The organism is Salidesulfovibrio brasiliensis JCM 12178 (genome assembly GCF_001311825.1).
GTDB lineage: Bacteria > Desulfobacterota > Desulfovibrionia > Desulfovibrionales > Desulfovibrionaceae > Pseudodesulfovibrio > Pseudodesulfovibrio brasiliensis.
On sequence record NZ_BBCB01000002.1, the window covers coordinates 176024 to 191794 of the forward strand.

Annotated in this window: 14 protein-coding genes and 2 tRNA genes; 6 read left to right on the top strand and 10 right to left on the bottom strand. The window is 56.4% G+C overall.

From position 1 onward, the window contains the following. Positions 1-83 precede the first annotated feature (83 nt). The 6 genes from JCM12178_RS02025 to JCM12178_RS02045 form a co-directional block, all read right to left on the bottom strand. Positions 84-1064 (bottom strand): DUF3089 domain-containing protein, encoded by a 981-nt coding sequence (locus JCM12178_RS02025; RefSeq protein ID WP_083465680.1) that lies wholly within the window; start codon positions 1062-1064, stop codon positions 84-86. A 116-nt stretch (positions 1065-1180) separates the two neighbouring features. Beyond that, positions 1181-1678 carry a hypothetical protein gene (locus tag JCM12178_RS02030; RefSeq protein WP_054648298.1) on the bottom strand — a complete coding sequence of 166 codons (498 nt, stop codon included), beginning with the start codon at positions 1676-1678 and terminating at the stop codon, positions 1181-1183. A 56-nt stretch (positions 1679-1734) separates the two neighbouring features. Then, on the bottom strand, positions 1735-3069 hold the full coding sequence (locus JCM12178_RS20590; RefSeq protein WP_369404445.1) for an RQC domain-containing protein: 1335 nt from the start codon (positions 3067-3069) through the stop codon (positions 1735-1737). Beyond that, positions 2952-3941 carry a RecQ family ATP-dependent DNA helicase gene (locus JCM12178_RS20595; RefSeq protein WP_369404444.1) on the bottom strand — a complete coding sequence of 330 codons (990 nt, stop codon included), beginning with the start codon at positions 3939-3941 and terminating at the stop codon, positions 2952-2954. Before JCM12178_RS20595 ends, JCM12178_RS20590 begins: the two co-directional genes overlap by 118 nt. A gap of 107 nt (positions 3942-4048) precedes the next feature. Then, positions 4049-4124 (bottom strand) — tRNA-Thr (locus JCM12178_RS02040). A 247-nt stretch (positions 4125-4371) separates the two neighbouring features. After that, positions 4372-4448 (bottom strand) — tRNA-Pro (locus JCM12178_RS02045). 199 nt (positions 4449-4647) lie between these two features. On the opposite strand from JCM12178_RS02045, the gene JCM12178_RS02050 reads away from it, so the two are divergent. The 3 genes from JCM12178_RS02050 to JCM12178_RS17525 all read left to right on the top strand — a co-directional run bounded on the left by JCM12178_RS02050 (position 4648) and on the right by JCM12178_RS17525 (position 7746). Beyond that, complete coding sequence (locus JCM12178_RS02050; protein ID WP_054648300.1) at positions 4648-6624, top strand: HAMP domain-containing methyl-accepting chemotaxis protein; 1977 nt, start codon at positions 4648-4650, stop codon at positions 6622-6624. A gap of 88 nt (positions 6625-6712) precedes the next feature. Beyond that, the gene (locus tag JCM12178_RS02055) at positions 6713-7228 is read left to right on the top strand and encodes a chemotaxis protein CheW (RefSeq protein ID WP_054648302.1); all 516 of its coding nucleotides are present in this window, start codon (positions 6713-6715) and stop codon (positions 7226-7228) included. Between the two features lie 359 nt (positions 7229-7587). Beyond that, positions 7588-7746 (top strand): YqaE/Pmp3 family membrane protein, encoded by a 159-nt coding sequence (locus tag JCM12178_RS17525; RefSeq protein WP_083465681.1) that lies wholly within the window; start codon positions 7588-7590, stop codon positions 7744-7746. A gap of 50 nt (positions 7747-7796) precedes the next feature. Here the strand turns inward: JCM12178_RS17525 and JCM12178_RS02060 are convergent, their stop codons facing one another. The 3 genes from JCM12178_RS02060 to JCM12178_RS02070 all read right to left on the bottom strand — a co-directional run bounded on the left by JCM12178_RS02060 (position 7797) and on the right by JCM12178_RS02070 (position 10505). Beyond that, complete coding sequence (locus JCM12178_RS02060; protein ID WP_054648304.1) at positions 7797-8252, bottom strand: metal-dependent hydrolase; 456 nt, start codon at positions 8250-8252, stop codon at positions 7797-7799. A 312-nt stretch (positions 8253-8564) separates the two neighbouring features. Continuing rightward, entirely contained in the window at positions 8565-9728 is a 1164-nt protein-coding gene (locus tag JCM12178_RS02065; protein ID WP_054648306.1) for a SufB/SufD family protein, read from the bottom strand. 18 nt (positions 9729-9746) lie between these two features. Next, the gene (locus tag JCM12178_RS02070) at positions 9747-10505 is read right to left on the bottom strand and encodes an ABC transporter ATP-binding protein (RefSeq protein ID WP_054648308.1); all 759 of its coding nucleotides are present in this window, start codon (positions 10503-10505) and stop codon (positions 9747-9749) included. Between the two features lie 189 nt (positions 10506-10694). Between JCM12178_RS02070 and JCM12178_RS02075 the strand changes: the two genes are divergently transcribed. After that, the gene (locus JCM12178_RS02075; protein ID WP_054648310.1) at positions 10695-11441 is read left to right on the top strand and encodes a Smr/MutS family protein; all 747 of its coding nucleotides are present in this window, start codon (positions 10695-10697) and stop codon (positions 11439-11441) included. After that, the gene (locus JCM12178_RS02080; protein ID WP_054648312.1) at positions 11442-12731 is read left to right on the top strand and encodes an ATP-binding protein; all 1290 of its coding nucleotides are present in this window, start codon (positions 11442-11444) and stop codon (positions 12729-12731) included. A gap of 40 nt (positions 12732-12771) precedes the next feature. Here JCM12178_RS02080 and JCM12178_RS02085 read toward each other — a convergent pair whose 3' ends face one another. Further along, positions 12772-13974 (bottom strand): aspartate aminotransferase family protein, encoded by a 1203-nt coding sequence (locus JCM12178_RS02085; protein ID WP_054648314.1) that lies wholly within the window; start codon positions 13972-13974, stop codon positions 12772-12774. Positions 13975-14732: 758 nt separating this feature from the next. Between JCM12178_RS02085 and JCM12178_RS02090 the strand changes: the two genes are divergently transcribed. Beyond that, a partial coding sequence (locus JCM12178_RS02090) for a glutamate synthase-related protein (protein ID WP_054648340.1) occupies positions 14733-15771 on the top strand: 1039 nt, incomplete at its 3' end.

Below are 15771 nucleotides of genomic sequence, written 5' to 3' on the forward strand. Positions count from 1 at the left end.
GGGGACCGGCATCGGGTCGGTCCCCACTTTCTTTGTGTAGAGTTTGAATGAAAAGGCCCGGGAAATTGCTCCCGGGCCTTTTTTTAATTATTCAAGTATGCCTCAATACGGTCTCGGACGTTTTTCTCCAGATTCCGGTACCAGAAGGCGTAATCGAATTTGTGGAGCACGCCTTTCGGAAAATGGCCGATTTCCATTTTATCCGGCGGTGTCGTGACCAATGCACCGGTCTCTTTGTCGATACGAGCACCAGTGTAGTGAGGCACTTCCCGTTTTAAGGTGCCCTTGAAGTCGTCGAAGAACACTGCGCCGAGGTTCAGACTCTTGTCTGCCGGGGTCTCATCCGTGGTCCAGGTGAGCGGGTTGATGCAGATAGCGCCGGGCATAAGTACCGGGGATCCGGTTGCTCCCGGAGCCTGCGTGTTCCATGAAATAACCACGCCAGTGTCATCAGCCTTTTTTGCGGCTTTGATCCAAGAGTATTTTTTCAGGTCTTTGTCTGTGACCGAGTAGCCGATGAGGTAGGCCGCGACCAACTGCTTCTGTAACTTCTTATCGTAAAAACGGCTTCGTAACAGGTCCAGCAAGACCACCGATCCCTGACTGTGTGCTGCGAGGATGAAGGGACGCCCCTTGTTGAGAAAGGTCAGATAGTAGTTGAATGCCCGTTGAACGTCGTCAGCGCCGATTCGGAGGTACCTGTTCTGGGTCATGTCCTCATCCGGGTTCAGACATGTAATGGAAACCTGACGATAGTAGGGGGCGAAAAGGTTGGCGGAGGGTGAATACACTCCGGCCTGAGACTTGAGCAGCCCTTGAACGTCGGAGCGCCGTGCCTCGTTGAATATGTTCATGTTGTTCGGGCAGGTGCCCTGATAAATTGTAGGGTAGACGTAAAATACGTCAACCGGCTTGTCGAGTTTGTCAGGCTTTGATGCCCAGCATATTTCTTTGGAATAGTCGGGGCAGGCTGGAATTTCGCACGAAGGGGACTGCTGCGAGGCTATGGCGGTTGTGCCGAGAAGGACGCCAATGAGACAGACGAGAATAGGTAGTGATCGCATGAGTTCTCCAAGGTTGTGATACGGATAGAGTATCGATTAACGGAGAACTGTGAAACCCGCCATTATTCTGTCGAAATAAACGGCTTGAACGGGAAAGCTGTCCTTGTTGCGTCTGGCTAGAAGCCTAATATCGAAAGAAGACGGCTGAAAAGGCTTTTGGTTCGAGAGGAGGGGCGGGCCTTTGGCTGAAGTCTTGTGACCAGATCGTCCTTGCTCGGAAGGGTGGCCGAATCGTCGAAGATCAACGTGTCCGGCATGTCGGGGATGGCGATTTTGAAACCATGCCTTTTGCCAAGCGCGACCACTGCGGCCTTGATAGTGTGCAGACACTCGGAGCCGTGACCGGAATCGTCGTCATGGTCGCGCCTGTATGCCAAGTGTGTTCTGTGCAGCGCCAGCATGCATGCGCCAAGATAGTCGGCTTCACTCTCTTCAGAGATGGCGTCGACCGCGTCGAAAGCGGCAGACGCCGCAGTAACGATGTCCACGCCAGTATCGCCCCATTGGCGGACTTCGCTTTGCTTGCGGTGTCCGTCCTCGATCTCGATCCGGATTACGGCTTCGATTTCACGCCGTAACTCTGGAAGCGCTGTTTTTTTGTCTGAGTTCTTCATTTTGGTTCACACGTTTCGATGCATCAGTATAGGAAGCCGCGCAAAGGATCAACCGTCTATACGTGCATTCCTTCCTTGCGCATCAGCCCGGCCCTGACAAGACGAAGAATCGGATAGTCGAAACGCCCGCCGAGTTCCTCGTGAACAGGCGTGAGTTCCATGATTCCTCTTGATCGGAACGCCGTGATGGCATCGCGAATTTCGGACACTTCTTCCTCGGAAAGCGCACAGGCTTGTTGCCAGTCCAGCAGCCCATGGGTCACTGCCTGCGTGAGATGCCCCCAAATGGTTGAGGGTTTGAGGGCGCGTTTTTGCGCAACCGTTTCCACGTCACCATATTCCTTGAACAAGGTGGCGGTTTCACGCACGGTCTCATTTGGTCCGGAACTCTTCTGCTTGGCTGTGTCCAGCGCCTTTGGATGCATCGGAACGTCGTCCGGCCTGCCATGCAAGGCCTCATGCCCTTTGAGAAGATCGAGGAAAATGCCTCCGAAGCTCTCCAGCTTGACTGCACCAATGCCGCTGAGACGGCTGATCTCGTCCAAATCCTTTGGCCTGTATCGGACCATTTCGAGAAGGGTGCGGTCCGTAAACACCGCATACGGCGGGACACCGCGCTCCTCGGCCAGTTCCTGCCGTTTGGCCCGCAGGGCCTCGAAGAGCTGCCTTGCCTCGCTGGTGCTGATGGCTCCGTCCTCGTCAATGCGTTCACCTTTGGTCTTTCTGCGCGAAGGCTTGAGCATGATCGGGTCGGTGCGAAGCGTCACGGACTTTTCGCCGCGTAACACCTGCCATGAGCGTTCGTTCAGCTTGAGTCCGCCGTGGCCTTCAATGTCCACGTCCAGCAGGCCGGAGGAGGCGAGTTGGCGGTACACGGAGCGCCACTCCTGATTCGAGAGTTCCTCGCCGATGCCGAAGGTCGAGAGCTGGTCGTGCCCGAACTGCTCGGTTCGTCCGTTGTGCTTTCCCTTGAGCACGTTGGCCAGATGCTTGGCTCCGAAACGCTGTCCGGTCCGGAAAATGTTGGAGAGGGCCTTCTGCGCGGCCACGGTGCCGTCCCACGTGTCGGGCGGGTTGCTGCATGTGTCGCAGTTGGCGCAAGGCTCAATGGATTCCCCGAAATACGAGAGCAGGGCCTGTCGGCGGCAGCTTGGCGTTTCAAGAAAGGCCATGATGGCGTCGAGCTTGCGGTGTTCCACGAACTTGCGGCGATCATCGGCCTCGTTGCCATTGATCATGGAGCGCATGATGGCGAAGTCCTGAAGTCCGTATGTCATCCACGCATCGGCGGGGAGACCGTCGCGTCCCGCGCGCCCCGTCTCCTGATGGTAGGCCTCAAGGCTTCTCGGTGGTTCAAGGTGGGCCACGAAGCGAACGTCCGGCTTGTCCACGCCCATGCCGAAGGCACGGTGGCGACCATGATCAGCCCTTCTTCGCGCATGAAGCGTTCCTGATTGGCGTGGCGTTCCTCGGCGCCCAGCCCGGCGTGATACGGCAGGGCGTTGTGTCCGTTTTTGTTCAGGAATGCCGCGGTCTGTTCGGTCTTCTTGCGGCTGACACGGTACACGATGCCGGAGTCGCCCTGATGGTTGTCACGGATGAATTGCAGAAGCTGGCGCTGGGGTTGGTCCTTTGGGAGCACAGTGTAGCGGATGTTTGGCCTGTCAAAGCCGGTGGCGAAGATTTGCGCGTCCTGAAGCCGCAGGTGGTTGAGGATGTCCTGCCGGGTCGGGCCGTCGGCCGTGGCGGTCAGGGCCATGCGCGGCACCCCCGGGAATCGTTCGGGGATGATGGAAAGCTGGAGGTATTCGGGCCGGAAGTCGTGTCCCCACTGGGAAACGCAGTGCGCCTCATCAATGGCGAACAGATTTGGTTGCAGTCTCGCCAGCCTGTCGAGGAACTCCGGACGACAGAGGCGCTCCGGGGCCACGTAGAGAAGGTCGAGGCGGCCGTATTCCAGATCCGCCTGCACTTCGTTCATCTCCTGCATGGACAGGGCGGAGTTGAGGCAGGCTGCGCGAACTCCCGCCTGCCTGAGGGCTGCCACCTGATCGCGCATGAGCGCAATGAGCGGGGAGACGATGACCCCGAAACCGTCCCGAAGCATGGCGGGAATCTGGTAGCATAAGGATTTGCCGCCGCCGGTTGGCATGAGCACCACGGCGTCGTTGCCTTCTGTCACGTGGGGGATGACGTCTCCCTGAAGGCCGATGAAGTCGTTGAATCCGAAAACGGTATGGAGCAGGTCGTGGGGAGTTGGCATGGTCGATAGGGAATATCGGACCCTCGGAGGCGGGTCAACTGTAGGCAGGGCAGGAAAGCATACACGAAGAGGCCCCGCATTCCGTGGAATGCGGGGCCGTATATATCTGGAGCCTTCAAGCAGAATTGAACTGCTGACCTCATCCTTACCAAGGATGCGCTCTACCTACTGAGCTATGAAGGCGTTGCAGCATTGAATTAATGTGCCGTGTGCGGTGAATTCTTTAGGGAATTGACGCAAACCTGTCAACCGGAAATTGCTTGCTCGGCACATTTTCCCGAACTTTTTTGGGCGCGGTGCGGGTTGACGGTTGGTTCGATACGGTGCGAGCAGAATCTAAACGAACAAGCAGAATATCAACTGGCGTCACCTGTTCTTGAAAAGACAAAGGGACCGGATTTCTCCAGTCCCTTTTGGGGTAGTCTAATTCTGGTCGGGATGAGAGGATTTGAACCTCCGACCCCTTGAACCCCATTCAAGTGCGCTCCCAGGCTGCGCTACATCCCGACGCGGGTTGTTTAACTATGTGTATGAGCCGAAGATGTCAACCGTTTTCTGGAGAAGATTTCGATTTTTCTCGCAAGCGGGCGGAAAAAACTGAAAGTGGGGTCGTTCAGTAGGGATTGAGATTATAATTAATGTTTGCCATGTGCCTTATTAGAAGTGATAGTCATGGTGGCAAAATCAATATTCAAGAGGTGTTATCATGCTGAATAATCTGCGGTTAGGGGTCAAGCTGGCTCTTGGTTTCGCCATAGTTCTCGTTTTGACGGCTGTTGTCGCTATTGTTGGTTTCCGAGGCCTGTCTTCGGTGGGGAGCCGTGTTGAGAAGGCAGATGATGTCAACAGGCTTGTCCGGTTTATCCTTGAAGGTCGTGTTGAAGAAAAGAATTACATGCTTCGAGGCGATAAGGAGCACTTGGAAAAGCATTCGAACGTGTTGAAATCGCTGTTGGAGCAGACTGAACTCACCAAAAGCAAGTTTGACCGTCAGGCCAACAGGGATCAAATGACGGAAGTCTTTGAAGCGGTTCGGCGTTATGAAACTGCGTTTGAAGACTATGTTGCGCTTGCCGCACAAAAAGATCAGGCCATGGATGACATGCGGGCGAGCGCGCGAAAAGCCCTGCGTGATACCGAATTGCTTCGGGCCACGCAAAAGAAAGAGCTTCAAAAGCTCATGGAATCGGGTGACGCCAGTCTGCGCGCAATGAACGACAGGCTCCAAAAGGCGGACGACACGAACCGCATGATCAAGTGGTTTCTTGAAGCCAGAAAGAATGAAAAGGAAGTCATCATTTCCGGCGAGCAGCGCTATCTGGACGACAACCTCGCCGCTATGGAAGGAATCATTGCCCTTGCAAAAGACGTCAAACAGCGGTTCCGTGACCCTGCCAACCAGATAAAGGTCGACACCATTACCTCTTCGCTCGCCGAGTATCAGCAGCGCTTTGCCGACTACCTGAACCTTACGGATAAGCAGAAACAGGCTGAACAGATCATGGTTGATGCTGCCCGGAATGCCCAGAAAGTGTGCGCACAGGCGCGGGCAGACCAGAAAGCGCTCATGGTAACGGAAATGGATGCCGCGACCGTTACCATGTTTGCCGGTGCTGGTGTGGCCATCATGCTCGGCATCATCGCAGCCGTGTTCCTGACCCGCTCCATCACTCGTCCGGTGCGGCAAGGTGTCGACTTTGCCCGTGCCATGGCTGACGGTGATTTTACCAAGCATCTCGACATAGACCAGAAGGATGAAATAGGCACCTTGGCCGCGGCGTTGAACACCATGGTTCAAAAGCTGCGCGACGTGGTCGGTGACGTGCGCTCCGCAACAGATAACGTCGCTTCTGGCAGCGAAGAACTCTCCGCAGCCGCCCAGACGCTGTCACAAGGGGCGACAGAGCAGGCAGCGTCCATCGAAGAAGTGTCTTCCTCAATGGATCAGATCGGCAAGAACATACGCCAAAGCGCGGACAATGCCCACGAGACCGAAGGCATTTCGCACAGTGCGGCCGAAAGCGCCCGCGAGTCCGGACAGGCGGTTGGCAAAACCGTCGACGCAATGAAGAACATTGCCGAGAAAATATCCATCATTGAAGAGATCGCCCGGCAGACAAATCTGTTGGCTCTGAACGCAGCCATCGAAGCTGCCCGAGCTGGCGAACACGGCAAGGGATTTGCCGTGGTGGCCGCCGAAGTCAGAAAGCTCGCCGAACGTAGCGGTCAGGCCGCAGGGGAGATCAGCGAACTTTCCGCCAACAGCGTTGCCGTGGCCGAACAGGCCGGGAAAATGCTCGACGAGCTGGTGCCGAACATCAACCGGACTGCCGAACTTGTTCATGAAATCGCAGCTGCAAGCGCGGAACAGAACAGCGGGGCGGAAGAAGTCAACAAAGCCATTCAACAATTGGACACGGTTATCCAGCAGAACGCCTCCAGCTCAGAAGAAATGGCCTCCACCAGCGAAGAACTGGCCGGGCAAGGCCAGATGCTTCAGCAGACCATGTCGTTCTTCAGGATAGGCAACGATTCGCAATCCCGTCGCAAAGCCGCCGTCAAGCCCCATCGCAATGCGCTGGAGCCCCCTAAGGAGCGCGCAAAAACTGCTCCTGAAACAAAGGCATTACAATCCGGTGTCTCTCTTGATATGGAGGATGACAGCGAGTTTGAAAGATTCTAATTGATTGGACGGCCAATTACCCACTATGGTAGTAACGAATTACAACGCTTGAAAAAGTGAATCCCACAAAAAGCATTGGGAGGATGCCATGAGCGAAGAAGCAATCAAAGATATCAACCAGTTCCTGACGTTTACGCTGGGCAAGGAGATATTTGCGCTCGATATAGGGACAGTTCGCGAAGTGCTTGAACTGACGTCCATCACCAAGATTCCGCGTACGCCGGAATTCATGCGGGGTGTCATCAACCTGCGCGGACATGCCGTTCCGGTAGTGGACATGCGCCAGAAAATGGGCATGTCGCAAGGCGAAGATACGGTTGATACCTGCATCATCATCGTCGAAATCGAATTTGAAGGCGAGCTGACCATCATGGGAGCTTTGGTCGATTCCGTGCGTGAGGTCTTTGAAATGGCCCCGGATACCATCGAGCCCGCCCCGAAAATGGGTGCTGCCGTCAATGCCGAATACATCAAGGGTATGGGGCGACAGGACGGTCTCTTCATCATCATTCTGGAAATCAACAAGATTTTCAGCGCAGAAGAACTCGCGATGGCACGCGGCATGGCAGGCGACAAGGAAGAGAATCAGGAAGAAGCCGCATAAGACCAGATCGTTATGGATCAAAAGCCCGCTCCAGATGGAGCGGGCTTTTTTGTTGCTATTATCGGTAGGACAAGGCCAGCATGCCTCCGGCGGCCCTCCGGGGGCTTAAACCCTTTTCCAAAAGGGTTTAAGAATCCCAAAACGTTTTGGCTTGCCTTCGGCGCAATTGTTCGACAACGCGAGGTTTTCGCTTGGAGCAAACGCATTCAAGTCAGGGATTGCAAAGGGGATTATCCCCTTTGCCGGGTGCAGGGCAGCGCCCTGCCCGCCGGAGGCATTCTTTTCGTATGCTTGCGGCAAGCTCTGGATGAATGTATGAAATCTGCTAGACGAATAAACGCAACTCGAAAGGAGAGGACATGGAAATTCTTCGGATTATCATTTCGGTTTTGCTGCCGCCGCTTGGGGCGTTCCTGAAGGTCGGCCTCGGGTTGCAGTTCTGGATCAACCTGATCTTGACTCTTTGCGGATACTTCCCGGGTCTGGTGCATGTCATCTGGCTGCTGGCCAGAAAGTAGGGGAGTCTTCTAGTAAATGAAAAATGCCCGGCAGTTGCCGGGCTTTTTTTTTATCTGAATTCGCCGTCCAGCAGCAGGTGGGAGAAGTAGCCCACTGTGAAGGCTGCATAAAACTGGTAGAACGGCATCATGTCTGGTGGGTTGAAGAGGATGGCCGGGATCAGGATTATGGGTAGTGGCACCACGAGCATGGCCCACCATGTGTGGGTCCAGCCGCGGTGCGAACCGATGGGCGGCAGCATGGCGAGAAAGCCGAGCCATGCGGCCCAGATGTAATACTTTTTTAGTATCAGTCCAAGGTCTACGGCTGCGAAGATCAGGTAGAAAAGATTCTGCCCTTTGGATTCCGTGTCTGTATCCGGGAAGAGGGCTCCCATAAGGCAGAAGCCCATGAGGGCGGCGATGAGCAGCGGGTTCATGTGCAACAGGCCGAACATGACAGCGCCGGTGGCGGCCATGCCGCCGACGAATGTACCGCCTGCGAGGTGTCCTTTGTATCCGGGCATGCGCGGCAGAGTACCCGCAACCCCAGCACACGGCAAGTCCGATTATAGGTGCCTCCGGCGGCCCTCCGGGGGCTTAAACCCTTTTCCAAAAGGGTTTAAGAATCCCAAAACGTCTTACCTTGCCTTCGGCGGCGGAGTTCGTGCGCATTACGGGATAGTGTTGCTGGCAAGGGCCGAAAGGCAGGTGGGGATTCCCAAGGGTATGGCCCTTGGGCGAGTGCAGAGCAGCGCTCAGCCCTTCGGAGGGCCGCCGGAGGCATAAAAAAGGGGCTTCCATGTGGAAGCCCCTTTTCATTATCAATCGTTCTTTAGTTACATGGCACCGTGCTTCTGAAGCTCGTCGATCTGTCGGTCGACTTCTTTCTGGAGCTTGGCGGGCAGGCCCATGACGTCGGTGTTGAGGAAGCCGCGCACGATGGTGGAGGTGGCTTCGTCTTCGTCGAGTCCTCGGGCCATGAGGTATTCGATTTCGTCCTGTGCGATTTTGCCCACGGATGCTTCGTGGGACAGCTCGACGCCTTCGAGGCAGCCGTCCAGCTCGGGGATGGCCCAGATGCGACCTTCGCCGAGGATGAGCCCCTGGCATTCGAGGTGGCCGCGGGAGGGCACGTGGTTGGCGCCGATGTGTCCGCGGTTGATGATGGTTCCGCCGGTGGAGATGGTGCGTGCGATGATTTCGCAGCGGGTGTCCGGGGCGTCCATGACAACGCGGTTGCCCATGTCGAGGTGCGAGCCTTCGGGGGCCACGACCACGGAGTTGAAGCGGGCGCGGGCGCCTTCACCCTTGAGGGTGATGGAAGGGTACATCTGCAGGTCCTTGACCGGCTTCATCAGGATGTAGTTGTTGAGGAGCACGCCGCCTTCCTCGACCACGCCGGCAGAGCGCGGGCGCACGGAGACGTTGCTGCCCCAGTTGTGCACCATGGTGAAGGTAAGCTTGCCGCCTTTTTTGACGTAGAACTCGGAGATGCCGAAGTGCGCGCCGGAGGTGGTGCCGTGGGCGACCGAGCAGCCGGTGATGATGTGCAGTTCGGAGTTTTCCTCGACCACCACGATGTTGTGCACGTTCTGTCCGACCTGATCCGCTTTGAGGAAGAGGCAGGACTGGACGGGCTTTTCAATCTTGGCGCCGGGCTTGGTGCGGATGAAGTAGCCGCCGTGGGTGTTGGCGGCGGTGTTCCGGGTGTACTCGTCCTTGTCCTTGTCGATGAGTTTCCAGCGGTATTCGGTGAGGCCGTCGTATTTTTCGATGGCGTCCTTGATATCGAGGATTTCAACGCCGGGATCATTGGATTTGCAGTGCACGTTGGAGTGGTCCATCTGCAGGAAGGAGCCGCTTCGGTTGGCGTCTTCCACGTCCACGCCGGACATGATCAGGGTTTCCTTGTCCTGTGCGTCGAGGGTGCTCAGGTCGTCGATCTTGTCGCGGCTGAGACCGTCGAATTTGAAATCGCTAAGCTTGACTGTATCGCTCATGATTGTCTCCGTTCCGGCTTATTTCAGGCAACGAACGCATTCCTGGTATCCGTAAGTGCGGATGTGTTCCAGGATGTCCCTCGGGCGCGCTTCGCAGCAGAGGTGTCCGTTGTAGAGCACCTGACCGCGGTCGGCGTTGACGTAGTCGAGAATGTAGCCGGTGTGGGTGATTATCAGGCCGGAGGTCTTCGACTGTTCCTTGATTTCCTTGAGGGACTGGTCCGGGCGGGCGTTGATGCGGCCGTCCAGCAGCTGGCGACAGACCTTGCCGATGAGCTGCATGTTCTCGAGGTCAACGCCGGACTCGGGCTCGTCGAAGAGCACGAGGCTGGGGCGCTGGGCCATGAGCTGGAGCAGTTCGGAGCGCTTGATCTCGCCGCCGGAGAAGCCCGCGTTGATGTCCCTGTCGAGGAACTGTTCGAAGTTGACTTTGCGCGACAGGTCTTCCACGTCCACTTCGTCGCCCTGTCCGCAGAGCTGGACGAGATGGCGGGTGCGCAGGCCGTGAATGGTCGGCGGGCGTTGGAATGACATGCCTACGCCGAGCCGTGCCCGTTCGTAGGTGGGGGCGTGGGTGATGTCTTCGCCCCGGAACGTGATTTTGCCTTTGGTGACGGTGTATCCGGCGAAGCCCATGAGAGTCATGAGCAGGGAGGTCTTGCCCGATCCGTTCGGGCCGAAGAGGATAAAGGTTTCCCCTTCCTTGATCTCGAGGTCGATGCCTTTGATGACCTCTTTGTCGCCGATATTCACGTGAAGATTTTCTATTTTGAGCATTGCGTTTCCTCGCTTTCGTACCTTGCGGCTTGCGCAAAGGGAGGCATACTTGAGCAAGCCCCCGAAGTCCAGTGGGAAATGGGCGTTTGCCGATGGCTCGTCCTTCGCGGGTTTGCCCGCCGGGGCCGAATGGTATATCCATGCCTCATCCGGCAACCCCGAATATCGCATGATATGGAGTTATACGCCATGGGCAAGAAAAAAAAGAAACTCGGTTCGCTTGATGATCTTTCCAAGCTCCGGCTCGAGCCGGAAAAGCCGAAGGATTACGCATCACAGCTTCTTGAGAAAGCCAAAAAGAAGCGGCAGAGCGAATACGCCGAGGAGACCGAGATAGTCGAAGAGGCGCAGGAACCGGACGAGGCCGATCTGTTTTTCAACGCCATGCAGGGCGTGGACCAGCTTTCCGGCAGCGGCCGAGAAGTCGCGGCCAGCAAGCCGAAGGTCAAGAAGAGCGCTCTGAAAAAGGACGCGGAGAAAAAGGCGCTCGATGATTTCCTGAGCGGCAACATAGAGTTTGAGCTGGAGCATACGGAAGAATACATGCACGGATATGTGCGCGGACTCGATTCCAAGATATTCCAGCAACTCAAGGCCGGGACCCTGAGCCGGGAGGCGCATGTGGACATGCACGGCCTCAATTCCGATCAGGCCTTTGATACGCTGCTTTTCTTCATCCGGGAGAGCTACTTGCAGAACAAACGTTGTCTGCTGGTGGTGACAGGGCGCGGCCGGAATTCTCCGGGCGGCAGGAGCGTTCTCAAGCAGGAAATCCAGACATGGCTCACCCGCGAGCCGCTTCGCCGCATCGTGCTGGCCTTCTGCACCGCGCTGCCCAAGGACGGCGGTGGCGGTGCGCTCTATGTGCTCCTTCGCAAGCAGAAGAAGCAGCAGGGCAAGGTGAAGTGGGACAAACAGATGAACTGGGAATCCTAAATGGGACATCTCGTCGCAAAGGATCTGTACCGGGAACTCGGCCGAAAGCTTGATGACACTGCGGTGCGAATGCCGTGGTCCGACTCGCTTTATGCCATGCTGAAGGCGCTTTACTCCCCGCAAGAGGCCGAACTGATTGTGCATATGCCGTTTCGCCCGGCCCGCGCGGAGCGAATAGCCGAGTTGACAGGCGTGGGCGAGCCGAGGCTCTCGACCATGCTCCACGACATGTGCCGCAAAGGGCTTGTCTGTGACATCTGGCGGGACGATCATTACCTTTATATGATCAGCCCCTTTGTCATCGGGTTTTTCGAGTTCACCATGATGCGCACCCGTGGCGAACTGGAACCGCATCGTTGGGCCGAGCTTTTTCAACGATACATGTTCGGGGACAAATCTTTTCTGGAGGCAAACTTCGGCGACGGCCAGCAGGTTTCGGTCATGCGCGCGTTGCCCCATGAAGAGACGGTTACGCAGTCCGATCACGTAGAGATTCTCGATTATGAAAAGGCCTCGGCCCTGATTGACGCCCAGCAGTTCTTTGCAGTGGGGCTGTGTGCCTGTCGCCATGAAAAGCATCACCTCGGCAAGCAGGGGTGCGACGTGGGTCTTGAGACCTGCACCTCCATGGGCAGTGCTGCGGAGTTTCTGGTCAGAAACGACTTTGCACGGGAAATCTCCAAGGCCGAGATGCTCGATATCCTCGCCCGCTCAAAGGACAAGGGGTTCACGCTTTCAACGGATAATGTGAAGCAGGACGCGGGCTTCATCTGCCATTGCTGCGGGTGTTGCTGCAACCTGATGAACGGCATCAAGTATAGCGGCTACCCGGGTGTGCTGGTGTCGTCGAGTTTCATCGCGCTTTGCGACGAGGACGCCTGCAACGGCTGCGGTAAATGCGCCAGAGCCTGCCCGATCGACGCAATTTCCATTCTTGAAAACGGAAAGACCGAAAACGGTCGCGCACGTAAATTTGCGCTGGTGGACGCTGAAATGTGCCTCGGATGCGGAGTGTGTGCGCTCAAATGCAAGACCGGGGCGCTCGAGTTGCATCGGCGCAAGCAGAAGGTCTTTCATCCCGAGGACAGCTTCGAGCGGGTTATTCTTCAGTCGCTTGAGCGCGGAACCCTGCAGAATCTCGTCTTCGACAACCCCAACAGCCGGGCCGAAGGGTTCATGCGTTCGCTTCTCGGCGGATTTCTCAAGCTCAGCCCGGTAAAGAAGGCCCTTATGGGGGATGCGTTGCGTTCGCGTTTTCTGGCGGCGATACGAAGCGGGGCAGGGCAATAAGTCGTAAAAAACGGCGCGTCCCTCGACGCGCCGTTTCTGTTTATGCCTTGGTCAGAATATCTTCCAGTTCGATGAAGAAGCGGGCGAGCTGCTCCTTGCCGATGGTGAGCGGCGGGACAAGCCGGAGGATGGTGCCCTGCGTCAGGTTGCAGACGATGCGGCGGTCCAGCAGCGCCTTCCAGACGTCCTTGCCGTCGAAGGTGAGCTCGATGCCCAGCAGCAGTCCTTTGCCACGGGCTCCTGTCACTTTTTCGGGGTGTCGTTCAGCCAGTGCCGCAGCCTGATCCTTGAACCAGAGTTCAAGCTCGGCAGCGCGATCGGCAAGCCTGTCTTCGTTCATGATGTCCACGACTTTGGCCGCAACAGCCGAAAGGACTGCACCGCCGCCGAACGTCGTGGCATGTGAGCCGGGCGCAAAGCCCTTGGCGATTTCCTCGGTGGCGAGGACCGCGCCCATGGGCAGACCGTTGGCCAGTGCCTTGGCCGAGGTGAAAATGTCCGGAACCAGATCATAGTGTTGGTGCGCCCAGAATTGTCCGGTGCGGCACAGTCCTGTCTGGACTTCGTCCACGATGATGAGGAACCCGCGTTCGTCGCGCAGCTTCTTCAATTCCTCGACATATTCTTCTGGAAGCGGGCGCACGCCGCCTTCACCCTGCACCATTTCGATCATCACGGCTGCGGTCTTGTCGGATATGGCGCTCTTGAGCGCGCCCATGTCCGCAAACGGCACGGTGATGAATCCGGGCGGCAGAGGGTCGAAACCGTCCTTGATCGGGCCTTCCTGCCCGGTGGCGGTCAGGGTGGAGAGGGTGCGGCCGTGGAAGGATTTTTCCAGCGTAACGACTTCAAACGCCTCGGTATGGCGAACCTTGCGCATGTAGCGGCGGGCGAGCTTGATGGCCCCCTCATTGGCTTCCGCACCGGAGTTGCAAAGGAAGACTCGGTCTGCGGCGCAGGTGTCGAGCAGTTTTTCGGCAAGGTCGAGCTGTTCGTTCTGATAGAACAGATTGGAAACGTGAACCATTTTGCGGGCCTGCTCGGCCATGACCTCTGCCAGTTCCGGGCGGCTGTGGCCGAGGCTGCATACGGCGATGCCGGAAAGCAGGTCCAGATATTCGTTTCCGTCGAGGTCGAAGAGGGAACAGCCTTCGGCGCGCGACACCGCAAGCGGATAGCGGCCGTAGGTCTGCATCATCAGGGATTGTTCCCGCTGCTTTATACTTTCAAATGATCTGGTCATGGTATTCTCTTATATCTGTATTGATCGAAATCGTCTCGGGCCGTGGACGTGTTTGTGGGCTTTGTTTTAGCGCGCCATCCGTGCGGGGTACGGTCGTCGTTTCGTGCCTGAGACGTGGGGGAGCGTAATCATTGGTGAACCTTATAAGAAAGAGTTCGGCAGAGCGGAAGGTTGAAGGGCTTCTGCGACTGCGGGCCTGTCAGGAGTTCTCAATCGCTCGAATGGCTTTGCGTGTCAATAACCGTGCGCATGAAGAAATTGTGATCTTGTTACAATAATGTATTTATATAGTTTTTTCTAGTTATTATATTCTGTTTATGGGTCTTCAGTCTGGTTATTGTTGGTCCGATTTCTCATATTTATGCCTATGAGCAATGTTTCACAAACATTTTCTCTTTAGGGCAGGAGATAAATTTAGAAAAAAGGATGAATTGTTGTTGGGGCGCAAAATATGCAGGTCTTTTGTGATGAATCGGATTGTCATATCATCTTAATTCGGAGAGAGACTGTGGTTTGTCTCTGCGAAATATATCTCGATTTCAGTGGGTTGAGTTGGGGGTTCATGTGTTGTTAATTCGTGCTTTTCTGCCCGGTGGAAGGTGTGTGCCCCTCCTTGACACGGTCTCGTTGCTGTGGAATTGTTGCGGCTCATGAATTAGTATGTATTTTTTGACTTTTGTGTAAAACGGATGAAACGGAGTTTGTGTTGAGGTCTGTCTTTTGAGACGAAAATGAAAACCTCAGGCGGAGTGTCTACTTTGCTGTTTGAGCCAATTAATAAGAATTACCATGAGTTTTGCGTTGATCGTGATCGCGACCTGTGCATTGACTGTGAGGTCTGCGTTCGTCAATGCACCTACGGCGTTCACCGCATGGACGATGCTCGCGGAAAGGTCGTTCATGACAATTCCAAGTGCATCGGCTGCCATCGCTGCGAGGCGCTTTGCCCCACAGGGGCACTGAACATCCGGCTCAGGCAGTCGGATTTTCGTCCCAATGCCAACTGGAAGCCTGTTTTTTTGAACAACATCTACAAACAGGCCGACACTGGCGGCGTGCTGCTGGCCGGGATGGGGTCGCCCGTGGACATACCTGTCTACTGGGATCGCCTGCTTCTGGATGCAAGTCAGGTGACGAACCCGTCCATCGACCCGCTCCGCGAACCAATGGAGCTCAAGACGTTCCTTGGGGCCAAGCCCAAAGGGCTGGATATCGAGACCGGAGCGGACGGCAAACCGAAACTCAAGACGAAGCTCACCCCCCAGCTTGAGCTGGACGTGCCTATCATGTTCGCGGCCATGAGCTTCGGGGCCATCAATTTCAACCTGCACACCGCCATGGCCATTGCCGCCACCGAGACCGGGGTTGCCTACAACACCGGCGAGGGCGGGTTGCATAAGTCATTATACAAATACGGACCCAATACCATCGTACAGGTCGCGTCCGGTCGTTTTGGCGTGCATCGAGACTACCTGAACGCCGGGGCGGGCATCGAGATCAAGGTCGGGCAGGGGGCCAAGCCGGGTATCGGCGGCCATCTTCCGGGCGAGAAGATTAATCAGGCCGTGTCCGAGACGCGCATGGTCCCGCTCGGGTCCGACGCCATCAGCCCGGCCCCGCATCACGACATTTATTCCATTGAAGACCTGTTGCAGCTCATTTTTGCGCTCAAGGAGGCCAGCGAGTACCGCCTGCCGGTGTCCGTCAAGATCGCGGCGGTCCATAACGTGGCGGCCATCGCCTCGGGCGTGGTCCGTGCGGGGGCCGACATCGTGACCATCGACGGCATGCGCGGCG

Coding starts and splice junctions, on each gene's coding strand:
- JCM12178_RS02070 (WP_054648308.1), bottom strand. CDS start 10,505: ATGCTCAAAATAGAAAATCTTCACGTGAATATCGGCGACAAAGAGGTC.
- JCM12178_RS20595 (WP_369404444.1), bottom strand. CDS start 3,941: ATGCCAACTCCCCACGACCTGCTCCATACCGTTTTCGGATTCAACGAC.
- JCM12178_RS02080 (WP_054648312.1), top strand. CDS start 11,442: ATGGGACATCTCGTCGCAAAGGATCTGTACCGGGAACTCGGCCGAAAG.
- JCM12178_RS02055 (WP_054648302.1), top strand. CDS start 6,713: ATGAGCGAAGAAGCAATCAAAGATATCAACCAGTTCCTGACGTTTACG.
- JCM12178_RS17525 (WP_083465681.1), top strand. CDS start 7,588: ATGGAAATTCTTCGGATTATCATTTCGGTTTTGCTGCCGCCGCTTGGG.
- JCM12178_RS02050 (WP_054648300.1), top strand. CDS start 4,648: ATGCTGAATAATCTGCGGTTAGGGGTCAAGCTGGCTCTTGGTTTCGCC.
- JCM12178_RS02030 (WP_054648298.1), bottom strand. CDS start 1,678: ATGAAGAACTCAGACAAAAAAACAGCGCTTCCAGAGTTACGGCGTGAA.
- JCM12178_RS02075 (WP_054648310.1), top strand. CDS start 10,695: ATGGGCAAGAAAAAAAAGAAACTCGGTTCGCTTGATGATCTTTCCAAG.
- JCM12178_RS02025 (WP_083465680.1), bottom strand. CDS start 1,064: ATGCGATCACTACCTATTCTCGTCTGTCTCATTGGCGTCCTTCTCGGC.
- JCM12178_RS02065 (WP_054648306.1), bottom strand. CDS start 9,728: ATGAGCGATACAGTCAAGCTTAGCGATTTCAAATTCGACGGTCTCAGC.
- JCM12178_RS02060 (WP_054648304.1), bottom strand. CDS start 8,252: ATGCCCGGATACAAAGGACACCTCGCAGGCGGTACATTCGTCGGCGGC.
- JCM12178_RS02085 (WP_054648314.1), bottom strand. CDS start 13,974: ATGACCAGATCATTTGAAAGTATAAAGCAGCGGGAACAATCCCTGATG.